The organism is Rhizobium sp. 62_C5_N11_2 (assembly GCF_051811185.1).
Classification (GTDB): Bacteria; Pseudomonadota; Alphaproteobacteria; order Rhizobiales; family Rhizobiaceae; genus Rhizobium; species Rhizobium leguminosarum.
Window position 1 is genome coordinate 328,130 of sequence record NZ_JBPWPW010000004.1, and the last position, 19,904, is coordinate 348,033.

At 60.2% G+C, this 19,904-nt stretch carries 11 protein-coding genes and 4 pseudogenes; 9 read left to right on the forward strand and 6 right to left on the reverse strand.

Features of this window, described 5'->3' with window-relative positions:
* Nucleotides 1-4 precede the first annotated feature (4 nt).
* The 3 genes from icmH to tssK are packed head-to-tail and all read right to left on the reverse strand — an operon-like array spanning nt 5 to nt 3,838.
* On the reverse strand, nt 5-1,294 hold the full coding sequence (icmH, locus tag AB8B31_RS33320) for a type IVB secretion system protein IcmH/DotU (RefSeq protein WP_096772079.1): 1,290 nt from the start codon (nt 1,292-1,294) through the stop codon (nt 5-7).
* On the reverse strand, nt 1,294-2,475 hold the full coding sequence (locus AB8B31_RS33325) for a type VI secretion system-associated FHA domain protein (RefSeq protein ID WP_275593050.1): 1,182 nt from the start codon (nt 2,473-2,475) through the stop codon (nt 1,294-1,296). Before AB8B31_RS33325 ends, icmH begins: the two co-directional genes overlap by 1 nt.
* Nucleotides 2,476-2,482: 7 nt before the next feature.
* Nucleotides 2,483-3,838, reverse strand: a complete 1,356-nt coding sequence (gene tssK / locus AB8B31_RS33330; protein WP_007636670.1) for a type VI secretion system baseplate subunit TssK — start codon at nt 3,836-3,838, stop codon at nt 2,483-2,485.
* Nucleotides 3,839-4,439: 601 nt separating this feature from the next.
* Here tssK and AB8B31_RS33335 point away from each other — a divergent pair.
* Nucleotides 4,440-4,995: pseudogene (locus AB8B31_RS33335) on the forward strand (transposase); the annotation flags it as partial.
* A gap of 1,925 nt (nt 4,996-6,920) precedes the next feature.
* A complete protein-coding gene (locus AB8B31_RS33340; RefSeq protein ID WP_239621081.1) occupies nt 6,921-9,401 on the forward strand; it encodes a hypothetical protein in 2,481 nt (826 codons plus the stop codon).
* Here AB8B31_RS33340 and AB8B31_RS33345 read toward each other — a convergent pair.
* Nucleotides 9,392-10,611 (reverse strand): IS3 family transposase gene (locus AB8B31_RS33345; protein ID WP_096772081.1). Its coding sequence is split into 2 segments (ribosomal slippage): nt 9,392-10,275 and nt 10,275-10,611, totalling 1,221 coding nucleotides; the frame shifts between segments, so codons are not numbered across the junction. The two genes, AB8B31_RS33340 and AB8B31_RS33345, sit on opposite strands and share 10 nt — an antisense overlap.
* 1,428 nt (nt 10,612-12,039) lie before the next feature.
* Nucleotides 12,040-12,221, reverse strand: a pseudogene (locus AB8B31_RS33350) (IS3 family transposase); the annotation flags it as partial.
* A gap of 159 nt (nt 12,222-12,380) precedes the next feature.
* Between AB8B31_RS33350 and tssA the strand changes: the two are divergent.
* From tssA to tssG, 7 genes and pseudogenes are all read left to right on the forward strand, one after another.
* Nucleotides 12,381-13,373 (forward strand): type VI secretion system protein TssA, encoded by a 993-nt coding sequence (tssA, locus tag AB8B31_RS33355; protein WP_007636664.1) that lies wholly within the window; start codon nt 12,381-12,383, stop codon nt 13,371-13,373.
* Nucleotides 13,374-13,406: 33 nt separating this feature from the next.
* Nucleotides 13,407-13,961 carry a type VI secretion system contractile sheath small subunit gene (gene tssB, locus AB8B31_RS33360; protein ID WP_096772082.1) on the forward strand — a complete coding sequence of 185 codons (555 nt, stop codon included), beginning with the start codon at nt 13,407-13,409 and terminating at the stop codon, nt 13,959-13,961.
* A gap of 2 nt (nt 13,962-13,963) precedes the next feature.
* Nucleotides 13,964-15,451 carry a type VI secretion system contractile sheath large subunit gene (tssC, locus tag AB8B31_RS33365; protein ID WP_007636661.1) on the forward strand — a complete coding sequence of 496 codons (1,488 nt, stop codon included), beginning with the start codon at nt 13,964-13,966 and terminating at the stop codon, nt 15,449-15,451.
* A gap of 115 nt (nt 15,452-15,566) precedes the next feature.
* The gene (locus AB8B31_RS33370; RefSeq protein WP_007636660.1) at nt 15,567-16,100 is read left to right on the forward strand and encodes an Hcp family type VI secretion system effector; all 534 of its coding nucleotides are present in this window, start codon (nt 15,567-15,569) and stop codon (nt 16,098-16,100) included.
* Nucleotides 16,101-16,184: 84 nt separating this feature from the next.
* Nucleotides 16,185-16,691, forward strand: coding sequence for a type VI secretion system baseplate subunit TssE (gene tssE / locus AB8B31_RS33375; RefSeq protein ID WP_054185915.1), 507 nt, complete (start codon nt 16,185-16,187; stop codon nt 16,689-16,691).
* Complete coding sequence (gene tssF / locus AB8B31_RS33380) at nt 16,691-18,577, forward strand: type VI secretion system baseplate subunit TssF (RefSeq protein ID WP_096772083.1); 1,887 nt, start codon at nt 16,691-16,693, stop codon at nt 18,575-18,577. The genes tssE and tssF overlap by 1 nt, the downstream gene beginning before the upstream one ends.
* Nucleotides 18,541-19,512, forward strand: a pseudogene (gene tssG / locus AB8B31_RS33385) (type VI secretion system baseplate subunit TssG); the annotation flags it as partial. The gene tssF and the pseudogene tssG, both read left to right, overlap by 37 nt.
* Nucleotides 19,513-19,617: 105 nt before the next feature.
* Here tssG and AB8B31_RS33390 read toward each other — a convergent pair.
* Nucleotides 19,618-19,755, reverse strand: a pseudogene (locus AB8B31_RS33390) (CoA ester lyase); the annotation flags it as partial.
* Between the last annotated feature and the right edge of the window lie 149 nt (nt 19,756-19,904).

The following is a 19,904-nucleotide window of genomic DNA, read 5'->3' on the forward strand; positions in this document are numbered from 1 at the left end:
GCCTTCATCGTGTCTTTGTGATGATGATTTCAATCCGACGGTTCCGCGCGCGGCCCTCGGGCGTATGGTTCGAAGCGACCGGTTCACCGCTCCCTCTGCCCTCTTCTCGCACGCGGCCTGGGTCATCCATGATGGATTTAATAATCTCGGCAGCTGTCCTCGCACGCGCGAGCGAAAGGGAATCGTTTGAAGGGAAGGCGAGCGATTGCACCGGCATGGCGTCGGTGTGCCCGGTCAGGAGGATTGCTCCCGACTCATCGTTCAGAGAACGACCAATTCGTAAAAGAAGCGGCAGGAACATTTTCTTCACTTCCGGACTAGCAGAATCGAACATCCCGGAGGCGCGAATGGTAACGACGATCTGCTGTGGGTCCTCGGACACAGTGACAAGCCCTTCGCGGATTTCGGGCTCGAGGAAGTTACGCAGTCGGCCGCTGCTCATCACAACCTTTGGCGGCAATACGATTCTCACCGATCTGACAGCGCCGTTCGGCGGCAATGTCGCGAGATCGTTGAAGACAGCATCGGCGCGGGCATTTAATGCATGCAGGAGTCCGGTATAGATCGAGAGGAGTAACCCTGCCCCAAACGCTACGACAGCCCAGATTGGAACGATTGTGCGGCGTGGCTTCGGATTATTAGAGTTCCTCCGCCAGTGCGGGGATAGTTCGCGCTCGAAGTCACCACGGGCTGCTCGGATCAGGCGGTAGACGTCTTCGCACAGCACACTGAGCTCTGCGGCTCCTCCCGCAGTGACGCGGTAGCGGCCTTCGAAGCCCAACCTCATGCAGTAGTAGAGCAGCTCCAGCAGTTCAATATTGATGGCCGGTTCATATTTCAATTGCGTCAGTAGATCGAAGAAACGCTCGCCGCCCCAGGTATCGCTGAACAGCGATCCCACCAAGCTGCGCGTCGTCCAGACGCTGTTGCTGCCCCAGACTGTGTTCAGAACGATGTCATCGATGGTCGCGCAGAGGGCGTATTTGCAGACCTTGATCGCTCGCGATGGCAATCCGAGCGGCGTGATCCGACGCTCAAAAGCATCGATCTCCTGCAGCACTCTAAGGCGCAGTGCTTCAACGTCGATATGGCTAGCACTGCTCTTGAGCTGAGCGCTGAGACCCAGCAGCGCCGCCGCGGCGGCGACCAGTGGATTAAGTCGGTCGAGCGCAAGCATCTCCCAGGTAAGTTCGTCCGGCACTGGCGATGACGGCGAAGGGACAGCCAACTGCTCCTCGGCGTGGAGGAGGACGAGTGGCTGGGATTTTGGCATCGTTTCCTCAATCACCATCATCAACCCGCCCACTTCCCTTCGGAGCGGACGCTCTCATCGTGGGATCGGCGGGCGGGTCGGCGACGCTCTCGCACTGGGCGCGCGAAGTCGGCGCCGAAGCTCCGGAGCAAATCAGTTTCGATGTTCGATACGACGTCATTGAAGACACGCACGTACGCACTCCGGTTTCGCGCCTTATGGTTGCAGTGCAAAAGGGAACGGGTCCGCCCCATCGCCTTCTCGATCCCTGGTAGGGACAAGCGTGCACGGACGCTGGACAGAGCCTTCTGCACAGCCGCGAATAACACGTCATGCGTCCCACGGTCGGCGAAGGCATGCTCAATGGCCAGGTCTCCGCGGAGGAACCCCCTGACATCCGGAACGAACCTCAGGGGTTTTTCGTCGGGACTCTTATTTCTGAATGATTGTTCGCCAGCTCTCGCTCGGAGAGAATGCTGTGCAGCGCGGCGGAATACAGAAGCATTTTCCCTGCACGATCCAGCACGCTTACGATGCCGGCATTCCGGACATCTGCCAATGATAAGCCGCAGGCGGCAAGAAAAGCCGTGACGGCCGCCCGATGATTCTTGTCGAGATGATTGATCTACCTTGGGTTGCGCCAAGATGGGGGCCCGATCCGGCACACTGTCTGCGTAGATATCCAACGGACTTCTCATCATGCCCGCCAGCGCGTCAAACCGAGTGTCTAAGACTGGCAATGGTGGGAAATCGCCGTCCCTCAGGTCCAGCAGCGCTTCTTCACCCCGGGTGCAATTGCCCGCCAGGAGCGACGAGGCCATTTCGAGGGGGCCAAGAAAACTCAACTCCTCACTTGTCGCTGCAAGTTGTCCCTCCGGTTCGGCGGCACTCTCCGCAATGGATATCGAAGGCGACACGACGACATCGATCCTATAGGCGCCGATCTGAATAACATCGCTGGTTTTCCGGGCGACCGGCGCCTCTGACGGAAGCGGCACAGCCTCGTCACTCAGACATGTGTTGCCGCGGCCTCGGTCGATCAGTCCGTATCGCCGTGCCATGCATTCGATTGAGCAGTGGTATTTCGAGACCATCTGCTGATCATCCGGCAGAACGAGGCTGTTGCCTGCTCGGCTGGTAGTCAGCCCACCAGCCGCGTCGCCCGGCACGAGATATTCCGGAAAACTGCATCTATTGCAGTGTACACGTAGCGTGAGGGGCATTGGTGGGCTAACTCAAATTTGGGTTCTGTCCGGCTCGGATGGCCCAAAGAGCCATTTCGAGATTTGGGAAGTCGCCAGCAACGTGCAGCGCCAAGCCAGCGGATTGGGGCATATCCTTCCAGAAGCGGCTATTTTGATCGATCTCGAAATAGCTGAATCCAACATGGAACGGGATCTGACGCGGCGCGACCGGTAGGGGATTGATGATAATGCCGGGCAGTGCGACATTGACGAGTTCCGTGATTTTCTCCGCCGGGCCGATCTTAATCTGAGACGGGAACTCGCGCCGGAGGCGCTCGACCTCAATATCAGCCCGAGCAGCCAGCACGAAGCTCGAGGTCGTAAAGAGAGAGCGGTCGGCCACCTCAGCCACATGGATACCGTATTTTTGCCGCTGCAGCGGTACGGAGACCGCAGTCTGCTCAATCACCGCACCCAGCGAAGCCCGGATCGACTGGATCACTGGCAAAAACGCCTCCGCGAGAGAGTCGTGCTTGTAAACACCAAGGGTCGGGGCACGTTTATCGAGGCGGGCGAACGTGGCTAGTTCACCCGCCAGCTGGAGCATGAGAACATACAGCGATTCCGGATTTACAACGGCGGCCTTGGACAGGTGGCAGAAGTACGGCTCGTACCGATTGATCGCCTGCAGCAGAAGGAAGTCCGCGAGCTCTGCAACCCGGTTCGTGCCCGACTGGGAGACCCGAGTAGCCAGAGCTTCACCACGATGGTGAAGCAGGCCGGTGATCTCAGTGATGTAGTTCGAGAGGACCCGGGAGCTGGCGCAGTCGGGGGTTGGCGGCACGTGCGTCTCGTCCAGAATGATCTGTCGGTCGGCCCGGACCTCTATGATACGGGCGATTGGGATGCAAGTGTAGCCAGACCGGTCTGCCGCGTCCGGCAGCAGTCGAAAATCCAGCCGCGCTACGTCGATGGAGGCGCTGCCCCGCTCGCCAGCGTTGGTGTCGACAACATCCTCAGTGGAGACTGCGAAGCGGATAGGTACGTCAATTCCCGCTTGCGCGTCGGTTTCAAGAGCGCCGGGTTGATAAAACGGTACCGCCAAGTGAATAAGCGAATCTCGAAAATCCCGCGGAACGTCGTAGGGAGTTGGCTGGTTGGCTTCGTCAGGAATACTGAAGGGCATGCCGTCCTCCAAGACGCCGCGAGCCGCTTCGATGGCGATCTTGCCGAGACCAAGTAGCTCTCGATTGAGCCGCAGCTCGCTGATACCCCACCCGTACCCATGCAAAACCGCCGTCCTGCTACGCACCAGCTGTTCGACGTGACGATCGGCCTGCTGAAAATGCTGGGGGCGGAGGAATAAGCCCTCCGACCAGACGACCCTATTATTCCACGACATTCAAGACTCGCCTCGCGTCCACCTGACAGAACGGCTTTCTCCGTAAAAAGTAGCAGAGCTTCACTGCCCCCTTGCATGCACATCTGATATCCAACAATGCGCTGGTAGAAGAGCATCGCGTGTCGAGACAGCTCAGATATGCAAGTGCCTAAGCTCATCAGGATTGGTCATGAGCCCCCCTTGCAGCGCGACACGCAAGGGATCTCATCTAGACTGTCGCTCAGCAGCCCGTTGCCCTCAGAGCCGTATTGGTCGTTCATGTTCACACTGACCTACTACGCGCCAATTCGGCCTGTCCTGTCGCTCGTACGGGATGAATCTTGCAAATGACCGCCCGGAAGCCTTGAGAGCCGGCGCCGCAAGTACGGGGCCAAAAGTGCAGCGCAACAGGCAAGGTGACACGTGATGCGCATTGCCTCGTCGAAAATGTTCGTGAATACGCCGAAGGCATGTGCCGCCGCCAACATCGTCTTCACGCGCCGCCGCCCCTAAAGCACCTTGACGACTAGTTTAGCGATTAGCGGGATAGCAGCTCTGGCGGCATGGATCATTCATGCGGCGAAGATAGGCATTTGCACATTTGGTGATGCCCAATAGCTAGCGAATGGGATATGCGCTGCGCCTCATGTTGGCGCGCGAGCACATGCTCGATGGCACGGTGGAGATTGACCGTTTTCATCTCGGTGAGCGACCGAGAAAGAATCCGGACGGTCTACCGCCTGGACGGGGCCGAAAAGGCCTTTCGATACGTGCAGGGCGCGCGACGGCGAAAAGGGATCGAACCGCATGCCTGCTTGATGGGCGGTGAGGCGTTCATGGCGATTGGCAAGAGCTTCGCTACGCATGAGAACGTAAAGCATTCGAGCCGCGAATTCGTTCGAGACGCCGCCCACGTCAACTCGGTGGGAGGTTTCAAGTCCCGGGTCCGCCGCACCATTGCCGGCGTCTTTCATCATATCAGCCCGCAGCATGCCTTGTCTTGCCACGAGATCGGCTTCCGCTGGTCACAGCGCATTGTTACGAGCCAGGCAGTGCGGATACTGGTCACGGGTGCCGCCGGCGCTGCGATTGCTGCAAGTCTTTCGCGCTATTACCGGCCGGCAATGCGCAGAAGTCCGGATGCCGGGATTATCGTTAAATCTCCCAGTCTTTTGTGATAAGGCCGCGTTGTTTAGCGGAAGCCAGCAAAGAGTTCGAAGACGAAGGGCCGACCTCACTGGCGCCGCAATTGGTGACAGTTGCCACTACCCTGGTATCGGTGGGCCAATCAATCCCACCATAGAAGAGATTATGTCGATGTTCGCGTCGTAACTGGCTTGCGCGGCACCGGCGGCCGTCAGCGTTGATAGCAATCCGTACCGATCGCCACATCAAGCACGGACCTCCGGTCTGGAGAACGGGTCGTCGCTGCATCTCTCGAAGGATCGCCGCTGTCGTTACGGGTTCACGCAGGAGCTGCGCCATAGCCGCTCACTAACTGGATGCGAGCATATCACCTGTGCATGCAATCCAATACCGGGACTGCGCTAGTTTGAATCGCGGGCTCTTCTCCGTGGTTTTCGAGGTTCTGCTGCAATGATGCGTTCACGCCACCAGCTATCAACGGCCTGGCCATGTCTTCGGGATCTGCCGGCCTCCCGTCACCTGAGCTCGATTCCGCAGAGCCGCCCCATGCCACAACAGCAGAAAACGGGACCCACGGTGATTGAGCGGCGTCCGAACGAGGCTCGGCAACCTGGAGCGGTCGATGGTTGCAGTCGCGTCCCTTGCGATCTGGTTAAGTCGCTTGAGCCCCTGATAAATTCTGACCTCCCGTCAGCAGTCGGTGCTCGACAGCTGACCCCTTGTTTCCTGAAGGCCATATCCCAGGGGGGTGAGCATGGTTGACTGGGACCCTCGGACTAAAGGGCAGGGCTCTTCGCGCGCGAAGGAGGGCCGGCACCCAGCGGATCAAAGAGCGCAGTCTTCAGTGGCGCGTGTCGATCACGTGGCCGACAACTTCAATTCGGACGACATCTGGCAAGAGAATCCGATGTTGCGTTACGTGGAAAGGCTAACGGGGCTTACCCGAGTACCCGTCGCCCCGGCAGAGACCGCGTTCAACCTCGCGAGCGCGACAGCGGCGGGAGCCAGCCCTCGGCAGCCAATGGATCAAAGCACGCAGCCTTTGGTGGCGTCTGCCGATCAAGAGGAGCTTTGGCAGGCGGTGGATCAAGCCGGTCCGCCGTCGGCCGCCAGCTTCAATTCACAGGACTTCTGGCTGGAGCCTTCTGAGTGGGCCTCTTGGGCTGCGTTAAGCGTCGACCAGCCAAGCCCGCCGACCGAGCTTCAAAGCCCTGAAGAACTAACCCCGCAAATGATGGCTGACATGACGGAACTGATGAGAGTTCCGGTCGCCCCGGCAGAGACCGCGTTCAACCTCGCGAGCGCGACAGCGGCGGGAGCCAGCCCTCGGCAGCCAACGGATCAAAGCCCGCAGCCTTCAGTGGCGTCTGCCGATCAAGAGGAGCTTTGGCAGGCGACGGATCAAGCCGGTCCGCTGTCAGCCGGCAGCTTCAATTCGCAGGACTTCTGGCTGGAGCCTTCTGAAACGGCCTCTTGGGCTGCGTTAAGCGTCGACCAGCCAAGCCCGCCGACCGAGCTTCAAAGCCCTGAAGAACTAACCCCGCAAATGATGGCTGACATGACGGAACTGATGAGAGTTCCGGTCGTCCCGGCAGAGACCGCGTTCAACCTCACGAGGACAACAGATGAATACAATAATGCCGATCGCATTATTCACCTCGTCGAGGGACAGCCGCTGGAGACTGGCCCTCAGCGCAGGGGGCTGCATGGCCTTGGGAATTTAGAAGCCTCGGCGGTTGCCAGGCCGACCGAGGTGCCGGGTGAAAGAGAGGAGCATTCGGCCATGTCCGAGGTGCCCGCGGAGCCCAGCGATCCGACCGGTGGCGGGCGCAAGAGGCAGACTACTGAGAAGGGCGCAGATCCCAGGCCCAGCCGCAAGCAAAAGTTTTATAATTTTGAAGCTTCGGCGGTTGCCAGGCCGACCGAGGTGACAGGTGAAAGAGAGGAGCATTCGGCCATGTCCGAGGTGCCCGCGGAGCCCGGCGATCCGACCGGTGGCGGGCGCAAGAGGCAGACTACTGAGAAGGGCGCAGATCCCAGGCCCAGCCGCAAGCAGAGGTTATATGCTCAAAGGCCGCTGGCGTTGGCGCCTGATCTCAGCGCCGCGAATGCCAGCATAATCGTGGGGGCCTCAACGGGCGATCTCGTCGATCGAGCGGCGTTCCAGACGGTGTCGGCCCAGGATCAGGCGAGGCTGGACGAAGTCGCCAGGCAGACACCGCGGCAGTCGAGGCAGAGCAAGGGGGCGTGGGCGGACGCGCTGAAGGCGGCCCATCCCGATCTCAGCGCCGCCGATGCCGCCGCCATCGTGGGCGTCGTAAAGCGGGTTATCGCCAGGAGGGCGGCGTTCCGGACGGTGTCGGCCCAGGACCGGGCGAGGCTAGACGAGATCAAGGCGGCGACACCGCAGCTGCCGGGGCAGAGCAAGGGGGCGTGGGCCGACGCGCTGAAGGCGGCCCATCCCGATCTCAGTGCCGCCGATGCCGCCATAATTGTGGGCACTTTTAAGGACGATATTGCCAGGAGGACGGCGTTCCGGACGGTGTCGGCCCAGGACCAGGCGAGGCTGGACGAAATCGCCAGGCAGACACCGCGGCAGTCGAGGCAGAGCAAGGGGGCGTGGGCGGACGCGCTGAAGGCGGCTCATCCCGATCTCAGCGCCGCCGATGCCGCCATAATCGTGGGCGCCGTAAAGCAGGATATTGCCAAAAGGGCGGCGTTCCGGACGGTGTCGGCCCAGGACCAGGCGAGGCTGGACGAAATCGCGGCGGCGACACCGCGGCAGGGGCGGAGCAATGCGGCCTGGGCGGACGCGCTGAAGGCGACCCATCCCGATCTCAGCGCCGCCGATGCCGCAACCATCGTGGGTGCCCTGAAGCAGGATATTGCTAAAAGGACAACGTTCCAAACGGTATCGGCCCAGGACCAGGCGAGGCTGGACGAGATCGCCAGGCAGACACCGCGGCAGTCGAGGCAGAGCAAGGGGGCCTGGGCGGACGCACTGAAGGCGGTCCATCCCGATCTCAGCGCCGCCGATGCCGCCGCCATCGTGGGCGCCGTAAAGCGGGCTATCGCCAGGAGGGCGGCTTTCCAGACGGTGTCGGCCCAGGATCAGGCGAGGCTGGACGAAATCACCAGGCAGACACCGCAGCTGCCGGGGCAGAGCAAGGGGGCGTGGGCGGACGCGCTGAAGGCGGCCCATCCCGATCTCAGCGCCGCCGATACTGCCACCATCGTGGGTTCAGTAAAGCATAATATTGCTAAAAGGGCGGCGTTCCAGACGGTGTCGGCCCAGGATCAGGCGAGGCTGGACGAAATCGCCAGGCAGACACCGCGGCAGTCGAGGCAGAGCAAGGGGGCGTGGGCGGACGCGCTGAAGGCGGCCCATCCCGATCTCAGCGCCGCCGATGCCGCCATAATTGTGGGCGCCTTAAAGGACGATATCGCCGTGAGGGCGGCGTTCCGGACGGTGTCGGCCCAGGATCAGGCGAGGCTGGACGAAATCGCCAGGCAGACACCGCGGCAGTCGAGGCAGAGCAAGGGGGCGTGGGCGGACGCGCTGAAGGCGGCCCATCCCGATCTCAGCGCCGCCGATGCCGCCACCATCGTGGGCGCCGCAAAGGACGAAATCGCCAGGAGGGCGGCGTTCCGGACGGTGTCGGCCCAGGACCAGGCGAGGCTGGACGAAATCGCGAGGCAGACACCGCAGCTGCCGGGGCAGAGCAATGCGGCCTGGGCGGACGCGCTGAAGGCGGCCCATCCCGATCTCAGCGCTGCCGATGCCGCCATAATCGTGGGTGCCGTAAAGCAGGATATTGCCAAAAGGGCGGCGTTCCGGACGGTGTCGGCCCAGGACCAGGCGAGGCTGGACGAAATCGCGGCGGCGACACCGCGGCAGGGGCGGAGCAATGCGGCCTGGGCGGACGCGCTGAAGGCGACCCATCCCGATCTCAGCGCCGCCGATGCCGCCATAATTGTGGGCACCTTTAAGGACGATATCGCCAGGAGGGCGGCGTTCCGGACGGTGTCGGCCCAGGATCAGGCGAGGCTGGACGAGATCAAGGCGGCGATACCGCAGCTGCCGGGGCAGAGCAAGGGGGCGTGGGCGGACGCGCTGAAGGCGGCCCATCCCGATCTCAGCGCTGCCGATGCCGCCATAATCGTGGGTGCCGTAAGGCGCGATATCGCCGTGAGGACGGCGTTCCAGACGGTGTCGGCGCAGGACCAGGCGAGGCTGGACGAAATCGCGAGGCAGACACCGCAGCTGCCGGGGCAGAGCAATGCGGCCTGGGCGGACGCGCTGAAGGCGGCCCATCCCGATCTCAGCGCCGCCGATGCCGCCATAATTGTGGGTGCCTCAAAGAAACGGATAGCCAGGAGGGCAGCGTTCAAGGTGATATGGAGTTGCCCCCAAAAGACCGGACATGCTCAGGTTTGAGATTGCGAGCTGATGAACTCGCGCGGCGATTGATATCCTAAAGCACTGTGTGGATGAAGATTGTTGTAATGCTCGAACCAGAATGGCAGTTGAGCGATGACGGTTTCAGCATCCGGGGTTGGATTGACCGAGACGTAGTCGCGCTTGAAGGTTTTGACGAACGCCTCCGCCATTCCGTTCGACTGTGGGCTTCGCACCGGTGTCGTGCACGGCTCCATGCCGATGTCGCGTAGCAAGGATGCGGTGTCCTTCGCGATGAAGCAGGAGCCGTTGTCGGTGAGCCATTCGATGGGCTCGGATAGCACGTTGATGCGGCCGAAACGGTTCTCGACAGCGGTGATCACGAGGTCCTGCACGTCTTCGCTTTTGATGCCCTGGGTGGTGGCGACATGGGCGATTGCCTCGCGGTCGCAGCAGTCGAGGGCGAAGGCGACGCGGACCTTCTCTTTGTTGTCACAGCCGATCTCGAAGCCGTCGGAGCACCATCTGACGTTCGAACGCTCGACGGCGACTTGGCCGTCGTGAAGGCGATCATCGACCGCTCCGGTATGACGCACCAGCAGCAGATTGTGCAGCTTCATCACCCGGTAGACACGCTTGGCATTGGGCCACGAACGCCCATCTTTCCGGGCATTCCGACGCAGGATGGCATGGACACGCCGATAGCCGTAGGTGGGCATGTCGGCGATGATGGCCTTGATGTGCTCCACCAGTTCTCGATCCGGGAGTGGCGGGCGTCCTCTGGCTCTGGAAGGGGAGCTTGCGGCACGCGCGGCGATATTCGAGCGGGCGACACCTAGAGTTTCGCAGACGGTCTTCATTCCAAAATCCCCCTCGGAAGAGAGAGCGAGCGCAACAGATGTTTTTTTGGGCCACCGGCGATTTCGAGAGCTTCCTTCAGGATTTCGCTCTCCATCGTCTTCTTGCCCAACAGGCGTTGCAACTCCTTCACCTGGGCCTGAAGCGCCCGGTATTCGGAAGCCGGAACAACCTCCTCTTCGGCGGCCGTCGCCGTCAGAGCCCCTTGGGACGCCAGTTTGCGCCAGGCGAACAACTGGTTCGGCTGGATGCCGTGCCGACGCGCGACGATGCTCACCGTCGCGTCCGCCTCATAGGTCTCGTGGATGATCGCGAGCTTCTCTGCCGTGCTCCAGCGCCGCCGACGTTCCGGCCCCCCGAGGACTTCCATCTTAAAATTGCTGCTAGTCATATTACCAACATTACTCCTACCCACTTAGCTAAGTGGTGGAGCATGTCCGGACCTTTCGGGGGCTAATTCAGCGTTCAAGGTGATATAGGACGGCTCATGGCTCATCACCACATTCCCTAGGAACTGCACCATCATGTGCGTTGGTTGTCCACCACGGGATTGCATGAGCATGTGAGAGCGCCGAATTTTTCTTCAGCCTGGAGGCCAATACCTGGCTCGAGATCGAGATTTAGGGGCACGACGGCCGGCGCATTCCGGCTGACTAACACGCCGAGAGCGACCTCGTCTTCGACGGCGCGGATCGCAGAATGTCGGCTCGCATGCCGCTGCGACCATCGGCCTGCTCCTCGCAAGATTGGCGCCAAGGCCGCCGTCGAACGATGACGAGGAGGCAAGTTTTCCCAAAACGTTCTTTAGCATAGAGGTAGAAGGATCGGTACAGCGGGGTTGCAGTGCCCGGGCGGCTAGGGTGACTAAGTGCGTGCACTCCACGACCGTCTAACGGGTTCGGTGTCCGTCAATTCGAAATCGCAGGGATCTGCACGAGAGACCGCGTGGTTGCCCTGCACGATTAATGGAAGCAGGGTCGACAGTCACGTTGGGGTCCGGTAGGTGCGCGGTAGAACGGGAGATTGGCGGCGGGATTCGATTCCTTTTAGAAGATCACGCAAAGCCGCATCACACCCATTGTCAATAGAATATACCGCGACGATGGTTATTAGACTTCGACTTCCGTCGAAAACGGCAATGGCGCTCGCGAAGGAGGCCGGCCGCTGCGAAACCCCGCCATCTCCGCACCCCACTCCTTCGCTCCAACTGGGAGCGAAATGAATGAGGCAACGTGCGAATCTCGGGGAGCATCGTTACATGCGGTCAATACGGATCTCATCTAGATTGTCGCCCTATAAGCCTCGTGCGGCGGTCCGGCGGAGCGCAGGAGATTACATGCCGTTGAAGTGCTCGAGGCGTTCTACCACTGACGGCGGGTCGCTGCACGCGCGATGGACCCGCCGGCTGGCCGCTCGTTCGATGTGGGGCCGCGCCCCGACACCCCCAAGACCGATCGCCGACGACGCCATCCACCTTATGCAGCACCCATTGCACACTCTGCGCTTCGAATCCTCCACTAGGCAGAGCGGCAGACGGCCGAATGGTTGCAGCTCCGAGGCTTTCTCGCGCTAGCAAGCTGAAGCGTTTGACCGGGTGGCGTGGACCTCGCACGTCGGCAATCTCGTATACCTCATCAGGTCAATTCGAGGCCAGCTGGCGTTGAGCTTCACATGTATCACACCAAGCCCGTCGCCTTGGTGCGGACCCTGGTGCTGGCGCGGAGGCGGCCGCGCGAAGACTCCGTAGTTGGAGGCCTTCCGGCTCACGTTTGCAACGGTATTCCGCAGGTTGCCCTTTGCACCGACTGCCCCCCGCGCTATCGGTGAGTTGATCCGACACGAAGTCCAGCGACCAACGATCATTGGCAGCCAGCGGGATCAACACCAACGCTTGCCTTTCGCTCGTTTCCGGCCATGGCGCTTGCGCATCGTGAGCTTCTCCTCCCGATGGAGCCGGAAGAGCTTCTTGTGGTTCACAAGGTGTCCTTTGCGCCTCAGCACATAGCTGCATCAAGATCCGAAGCGGCGGCGTTCACGCCCCAAGCATTCACGACATATACGAATGTCGATTGTGCATGAGCAATCGCGTCTGCTCATTGCTAAACGTTGAGAAACAGAGGCGCGACGATCTTTAATGTCGGGAAAACTGGGATTTTGGTCATGCTCGATGCAGATCATTTATTAAAACCGATCAGCGACGGCAACGCATGCGGGGATGCTCTCGATTACGATCTGAGCTTCCTGGAGCTCGAGATCGCGTCGCATGGCAAGCCGCACCAGCAGATAGGCGACTCCATCGCCACCGAGGAAGCTCCCAATTGGACAGAGGTGTGGCGGCTTGGCCTCGACCTTTCTGCCCGCACTAAGGATCTAAGAGTCGGCATCTTGCTCACACGATCCGCCCTCAGTCAGTTCGGCTTCCCTGGTCTAAGTCAGGGGCTTGAGCTGCTCGCGGCCTATGTCGAGCTCTACTGGTCAGAGCTACATCCGCGACCGGATCCAGAAGATGACGGAGATCAGACCGTTCGCCTCAACGCTCTGGCAAGCCTCTGCGATCTCTCCGGGATCTTGGCGGAAATACGCCAAGTTCCACTCACCGCCTCCAGGCAATTCGGGGCATTTACGCTCCGCGATTGGGCTGGTGCGCTACGGTCGCAGTCTGCGGAAGTTGATCGTTCGACTATCGAGCTCGCTTTCACCGACACCGACCCACTGCAGCTCGAGCAGATCAGCACTGGTCTCGACGCCAGCCTAGCAGCCGCCACCGATCTAGACGCGAGTGTTCGGCGGCACGTTGCGAGTGACGAGGCCGTTCGATTCGACCCTCTGATAGTGCTACTCACCCAGGCCAAGGATCTGGTCGACGTCCATCGGAAAAGGGCCCAGCCTGCCGCCGCGGCATCTCCATTGCCAGACTCCAGCAAGGCCCCATACCCCGACGTGATCCGCAACCGCGATGACGTTGTCGAAATCCTTGGCCGCATTTGCCACTGGTACCAGGTGAACGAACCCGCGAGCCCGCTATCAGCCCTTCTGGAGCGCGCGCAGCGACTTGTCTCGAAGGACTTCATGGCTCTTGTCAAAGAGTTGGCGCCAGAAGGGGTTGCCCAGTACCGCTCGATTGCCGGCCTGGCGGTCGATGAGGGCACGTGACGTGCGTAATCTTCCTAATCAGGAGTGGAACACATGACAAAGGCGAGTAGTCAAAAGTTCATCGCGCGGGTTCGTCCGCCTCGCGTACAGATCGAATACGACGTGGAGACCTATGGCTCTCAGAAGAAGGTTCAGCTTCCCTTCGTGGTCGGCGTGATGTCCGATCTCGCTGGCAATGCTGCCGAGCCGCTTGCTCCTGTCGCGGAGCGTAAGATGATGGAGATCGATATCGACAATTTCGATGATCGGCTCAGATCGCTGAGGCCCAGGGTGGTGATGCGGGTGCCGAACCTATTGACCGGAGAAGGCCAACTCGCTGTCGACTTGACCTTCGAGCGGCTCGAAGATTTCTCGCCGGCGGCCGTGGCGCGCAAGGTCGACAGCCTTAGCAGGCTGCTCGAAGCGCGAACGGAGCTCTCCAATCTGCTGGCCTACATGGACGGGAAGAACGGTGCCGAAGAGTTGCTCACCCACTTCCTCGCCGATTCGGCACTGCTAAGCGCCCTCGGCAGTGGCATCGAGACTGAGAAGCCTGATGCAGTGGTTGCCGCTCCGCCATTGGCATCCCCAGACACAGAGGAGAACTGATCGTGACGCCTGCAGATGCCACAGATGTACAGGTCGCCACCGTTGATCTCGGCGATTTCACCCGCATGCTTCGATTCGAGTTCAGGATCCGCTCGGACCACTCCCGTGACTTGGTAGAGAGTGCCGTCCGAACACTGGCCGAGCAGGCACTTCAAAACACGTCGCTGATCAGCGACGATGTCGTCGCGACTATCCAAAAAATGATTGCTTCGATCGACCAGAAGCTTTCTGCGCAACTCAACGAGATCCTCCATCACGAAAATTTCCAGCGCGTGGAATCAGCTTGGCGGGGCTTGCATCACCTTGCCCTCAACACCGAAACCGATGAGACGTTAAAGATTCGCGTTCTCCCAGTTTCAAAGGTGGAGATGTCCCGAACTTTGCGGAAATATAAGGGTGTCACCTGGGATCAGAGTCCGCTATTCAAAAAAATCTACGAAGACGAATATGGCCAAATCGGCGGTGAACCCTATGGCTGCCTGATTGCCGACTACTATTTCGACCATACCCCACCGGACGTAGAGTTGCTTTCGGGACTCGCGCAGATCGCGGCGGCGAGCCACTCACCGCTTATATCTGCCGTCTCACCACATCTGCTGCAGATGGATTCTTGGCGTGAGCTTGCGAACCCGCGTGACATCACCAAAATCTTCCTCACTCCCGAACATGCTCCTTGGCGAGCGTTCCGCGAAAGCGAGAACTCGCGGTACGTGGCCCTGACCTTACCACGCACCCTTGGCCGGCTGCCCTACGGGGCCAAAACCAACCCGGTCGATGAATTCGCCTTCGAGGAGGACACAGACGGCGGCGACAGCGAGAAATACCTTTGGACGAACGCAGCCTACGCCATGGGCGTAAATATCACGCGCTCGTTCAAGCTCTATGGCTGGCTCTCCAGAATTCGTGGCGTCGAATCCGGCGGCCTCGTCGAGGGCCTGCCGGTACATACCTTCCGCAGCGACGACGGTGGCGTCGACCTAAAATGCCCCACTGAGATCGCGATCAGCGACCGCCGTGAGGCCGAACTCTCCAAAAACGGTCTTCTACCGCTGTTGCACCGCAAGAACACGGACCTCGGCGTATTTATTGGCGCTCAGACTATTAACAAGCCGGTCAAATACGAAGACCCCGACGCGTCAGCGAACGCCGAACTCAGTGCCCGGCTACCCTACATCTTCGCAACCTGCCGCTTCGCACATTATTTGAAGTGTATGGTCCGGGACAAGATTGGCACGTTCAAGGAGCGCCACGAGGTCGAGGAGTGGCTCAACCAATGGATTCAGGGCTACGTCCACCCCTCGCCCGAGCTTGGGAGCGAAGAGAGTAAGGCACAGCAGCCGCTCTCCTCGGCCGAGGTCAAGGTGGAAGAGGTCGAAGATAATCCCGGATATTACGTTGCGAGATTTTACATGCGGCCACACTATCAGCTCGAAGGCCTAACCATCTCTTTGAGACTGGTCTCGCGCCTGCCATCCGCCCGCAAGGGCTGAGAAAACCCGCAGATGATTGTGCTCCGTTCTCGGCGCCAAAACTCGGGAATGGCTGCCCTGGGCTGGCCGATGCAATCCAGGCCCAATCAGATCAACGAGATAAGGAAAATCCATCATGGCGTTCGACGCGGTTATAAAGTTCACGCAGGCGTCCAAGGACGGCATTTTGCCCAAGGGCGAATCTATCATTCTAAAGGACGGTATCACGCTAGCGGACGAATGGAGCTTTTCACTCGAAAACAAGCTGAACATTGGGCCTCATACCGCCGGGGCGGGCGCGGGCAAGGCCGAATTCGAGGTCTTCACTATCAAGAAGCAGGTGGATACGTCATCGCCCTCTTTGTACGTTGCCTGCGGTCGCGGCGCCCACTTCAATAACGTTGAACTAAAACTTTTCAAAGCGACGGGGAGCGGACAAGCTACATCAGAATCGAACCTGTTCTTGCACTGGAGTTTCAATATGCTGGTAGTCGAGAAGGTCGAGTGGTCCTATGCGGAAGAGGCCCCCGAGGAGACGATCACATTCCGGTTCGGCGCCTGCAAGGTCATCTATTACAGGCAGGATGAAAAAGGCGCTCTTACCAAAGCAGGCGAGGGCATCTGGAACCAAATCGCGAACAGTACCGACTTCAATAGGCTCGTCGGCTGATGGGGCCATCGGGAACGGGAATATTCCGGGCCGCGCGCGAAAACGGCGGATCGCCTCTTCGATATTGCACCTGGAGATTGTAACATGGGCAGAGATGTTAAGCGGGATCTCGTGCAACCATCCCTCCTGGACCGGCTTACGGACGATGAGCCGCGCAGCTCGTGTGAAGCGCAGGACAAGCGCAGTTTCTCTGTTCGCCAACTGGAAGAGGTGATTCTACGCGATGTTTCCTGGTTGTTGAACACCAACCAATTGGGTGCAACCGTAGATCTACAAGCGTACCCTCACGTAGCGGCCAGTGCACTTAATTATGGTGCCTGGCCTCTCAGCGGACAAATTCGCGAAGGCATGGATAAGAGCGCATTGCGCGAAGCGATAATCGAGAGCCTTCAGCGCTTTGAGCCGCGTCTCTTACCGGACACCCTCAAGGTGACGGTCCTGGACGATGGTCAGGGTTGCGGCACTTTTCGCTTTAGGATCGAAGCCGATCTGTGGGCGCAGCCATTGCCGGTGCGAATGGTGATGCGTACGGAGGTAAACTCCGAGCTCGCATCCGCCCGCGTCCTTCATCTCGGTACAGAGATAAGCTGATGGATCCCCGGCTCCTGCGACTGTACAACGATGAACTTGCTTATATGCGCGAGATGGGGGCCGAGTTCGCCCGCGCATTCCCGAAGGTCGCCGCCCGGCTCGGGATGGAATCAGTGGAGGTCGCCGACCCCTACGTCGAGCGGCTTCTGGAAGGCTTCGCTTTCATGGCGGCGCGGGTGCAATTGAAGCTTCAGTCTCGCTTTCCGGAATTCACCCAGCACCTCCTGGAGATGGTCTATCCGCATTTTCTACCGCCGCTCCCGTCGATGACGATCGTGCGCTTCGAGCCCGACCAGGAGGCCGGACGACTTGAGAATGGATACGTCGTGCCGCGGGGAACCAAGCTTTTGGGCCGCCTTGCTCCGGGTGCCGTCACACATTGCGAGTTCCGCACGGCCCATGATGTGCATCTCTGGCCAATTGTGGTAAGCGCTGCCGATTATTTTTCGACGCCGGGGCAGATCGCCGCACTGGATCTTCCGGCCCGGCAAGATGCGAAGGCTGCTTTGCGACTACGCCTTCGCACCACCAATGGCATGCCGTTCAATAGACTCGCACTAGACGCTCTCACACTGCACCTAACAGGCCCCGGTGGCATCGGCGCCGCACTCGCCGAACAGCTTCTCGGTGACGCATGCAATATCATAGCCCGTCCGGTCGGCCGGCCCATCCCTTGGCAGGAAAAGATTCCGGTTCATGCGCTGCAGCAGCGCGGTTTGGAGCCGAGCTGTGCTCTCCTGCCCGAGGTGCCACGCTCTTTCGACGGGTACCGTCTCCTACAGGAGTATTTCGCCCTCGCGGAGCGGACGTTGTTCGTCGAGGTTAGCGGGCTGGCAGACGCAGTAGCCCTGTCAACTGCCGAGACCCTTGAGATCGTCTTCGCACTTGGACGTGTCGAGCCACGGCTGGAACGACAGCTCGGACCCCAAAATATCGTTCTCTTCGCAACGCCCGCGATTAATCTGTTCGAACGCCAGGCAGATCTCGTCCACGTGAGCGACAAGAACACCGAACATCATGTGATTGTTGACAGGATGAGGCCGCTCGACTTTGAGGTCCACTCGATCCTCGAGATGAGCGGAGACGGGGCGAAAAACGAAGCGGCTCCCGTGAGGTTCTACCCGTTCTATAGCATCAGCGCGCACGGTCAGGAGGAGCAGCATTCCAGATACTACGCGATCCGGCGGGAGCAGCGCCTCATGTCGGAGCACCAGCGTCTAAATGGCGCGCGGACTGGCTATATCGGCAGCGAGACGTTCGTTTCTCTAGTTGATCGCCAGGCGGCTCCCTATTCGGCGGAACTCCGGCATTTGTCTGTAAACTGCCTGTGCTCGAACCGGGACCTGGCGCTGCTGCTGCCGATTGGCCGGGACGAGACAGACTTCACCCTGGAAATCGGCGCTCCAGTTACCGCCACCCGGTGCGTATCGCCCCCGAGCCGACCGCGCCACTCTTTCGCCAATGGCGATATCACCTGGCGATTAATTAGCCATCTCTCACTGAACTACCTCTCGATCAGCAATTCCGATAGGAACGACCACCGGGGCGCAGAAGCGCTGCGTGAACTCCTCCGCCTCTACGTCGATCCAGTCAATGCCTTCGCCTCACGGCAGATCGACGGGATCCGGGAGATCCGGTCCAGGCCTGCGGTCAGGCGATTGTCCAGCGGTGGACAAGCCGCCGTAGCACGTGGGATTGAGGTTGGTATCATCCTGGACGAAGCGGCCTTCGAAGGCGTTGGCATCTTTCCGCTCGCCTCCGTGCTCAACCAGTTCTTCGCAAAATACGTATCCATCAACAGCTTCACCGAGATGGTCGTCTCGACGCTACAGCGCGGGGAGGTAATGCGATGGCCGACGATGGCCGGCCGCCGGGCGATCCTTTGATTTCGGGGGCACTCGGCGACTTCCTAAGCTCGCTTGGGGCCGAGCCGCATGCCTGCGACTTCTTCCAGGCTCTGCGGCGGATCGATGCAATCAGCTCAGATCGGCCTCGGCTGGGAGAATCGAGCGGTCCCAGCCTGGATCGTGTGCGGATCGCCCAGCAGCCCTCCCTTGCATTTCCGACTCGATCGATCGCGGGCGTGACTGCGCACGAGGAGAACGATCCCGTAATCTCCACCTACGCCTTCGGCTTGTTTGGACCCCACGGTCCCCTCCCATTGCATCTGACGGAGTACGCCCTTCTCCGGCAGCACAACGCCGCGGATGAGACGCTGATCCGATTTGCTGATACCTTTCATCATCGAATGGCCTCGTTCTTCTTCCGCGCATGGGCGGAGGGCGAACCGACCGTGAGCTATGACAGGCCACAAGAAGATCGATTTGCCCTTCAGCTCGGCGCGCTAGCCGGCTTCGGGATGACCTCCCTGCGCGCGCGGGATGCTATGCCCGATCTGGCCAAACTCCACTTCACCGGCCGTCTCGCCTCACACACCCGCAACGCCGAGGGGCTCGCTGCCATCCTCGCCAGCTTCGTCGAGGCGCCGGTTGATATCCGTGAATTTGTCCCAAAATGGGTCGAGCTGCCCCGCATATCGCTCTGCCTCCTGGGCCGCGACCCGGGCACGGGTACGCTGAACAGCACGGCTGTTGCAGGTGCGAGGATCAAAGTGTGGCACCATCGGTTCCGACTCATTGTGGGTCCCCTCAGCCTGGCTCATTACGAGTCGCTTCTGCCCGCAACTCCCGGCCTCAAGTCGATAGCGCAGATCATCTCCAACTACCTTGGAGATGAACTGGACTGGGAGATTAACCTCGTTCTTCGTCAGGAGCAGGTCCCGGAAGTGCAGTTGGGTCGCTGCGGCAGACTCGGTTGGTCCAGTTGGATGGGCAAGCGGAAAAGGCGCCAGCACGCCGATGACTTGACAACTACCCCAACTGACCGCGGCCCACCGGCTGCCGCATGGCACTCTCCCGAAACGGACATCCATGATGCGGCGGGCCCGCTCGACCTTCTTTTCGGGCGGGGAGAAGATCTCGTTGGCGAGATCGATCTGGATCGGATGAATGGCCCACGTGCCCTCGATGCCAAGTGCGGCGGCACGGCGGGCGGCGGCTTGGAAGGCCCGTTATGACAAGCATCGGAAGCCAGACTATCTTCAGTAAGCTCAACGCAAACTGCAATGAGACCGCCAAGGCCCTTTGCAAAATTCGCCGTGACGCCTCTTTGGAATGTTCTCGCCATTTTGACGCCCTTGAGGCTTCAGCAGCG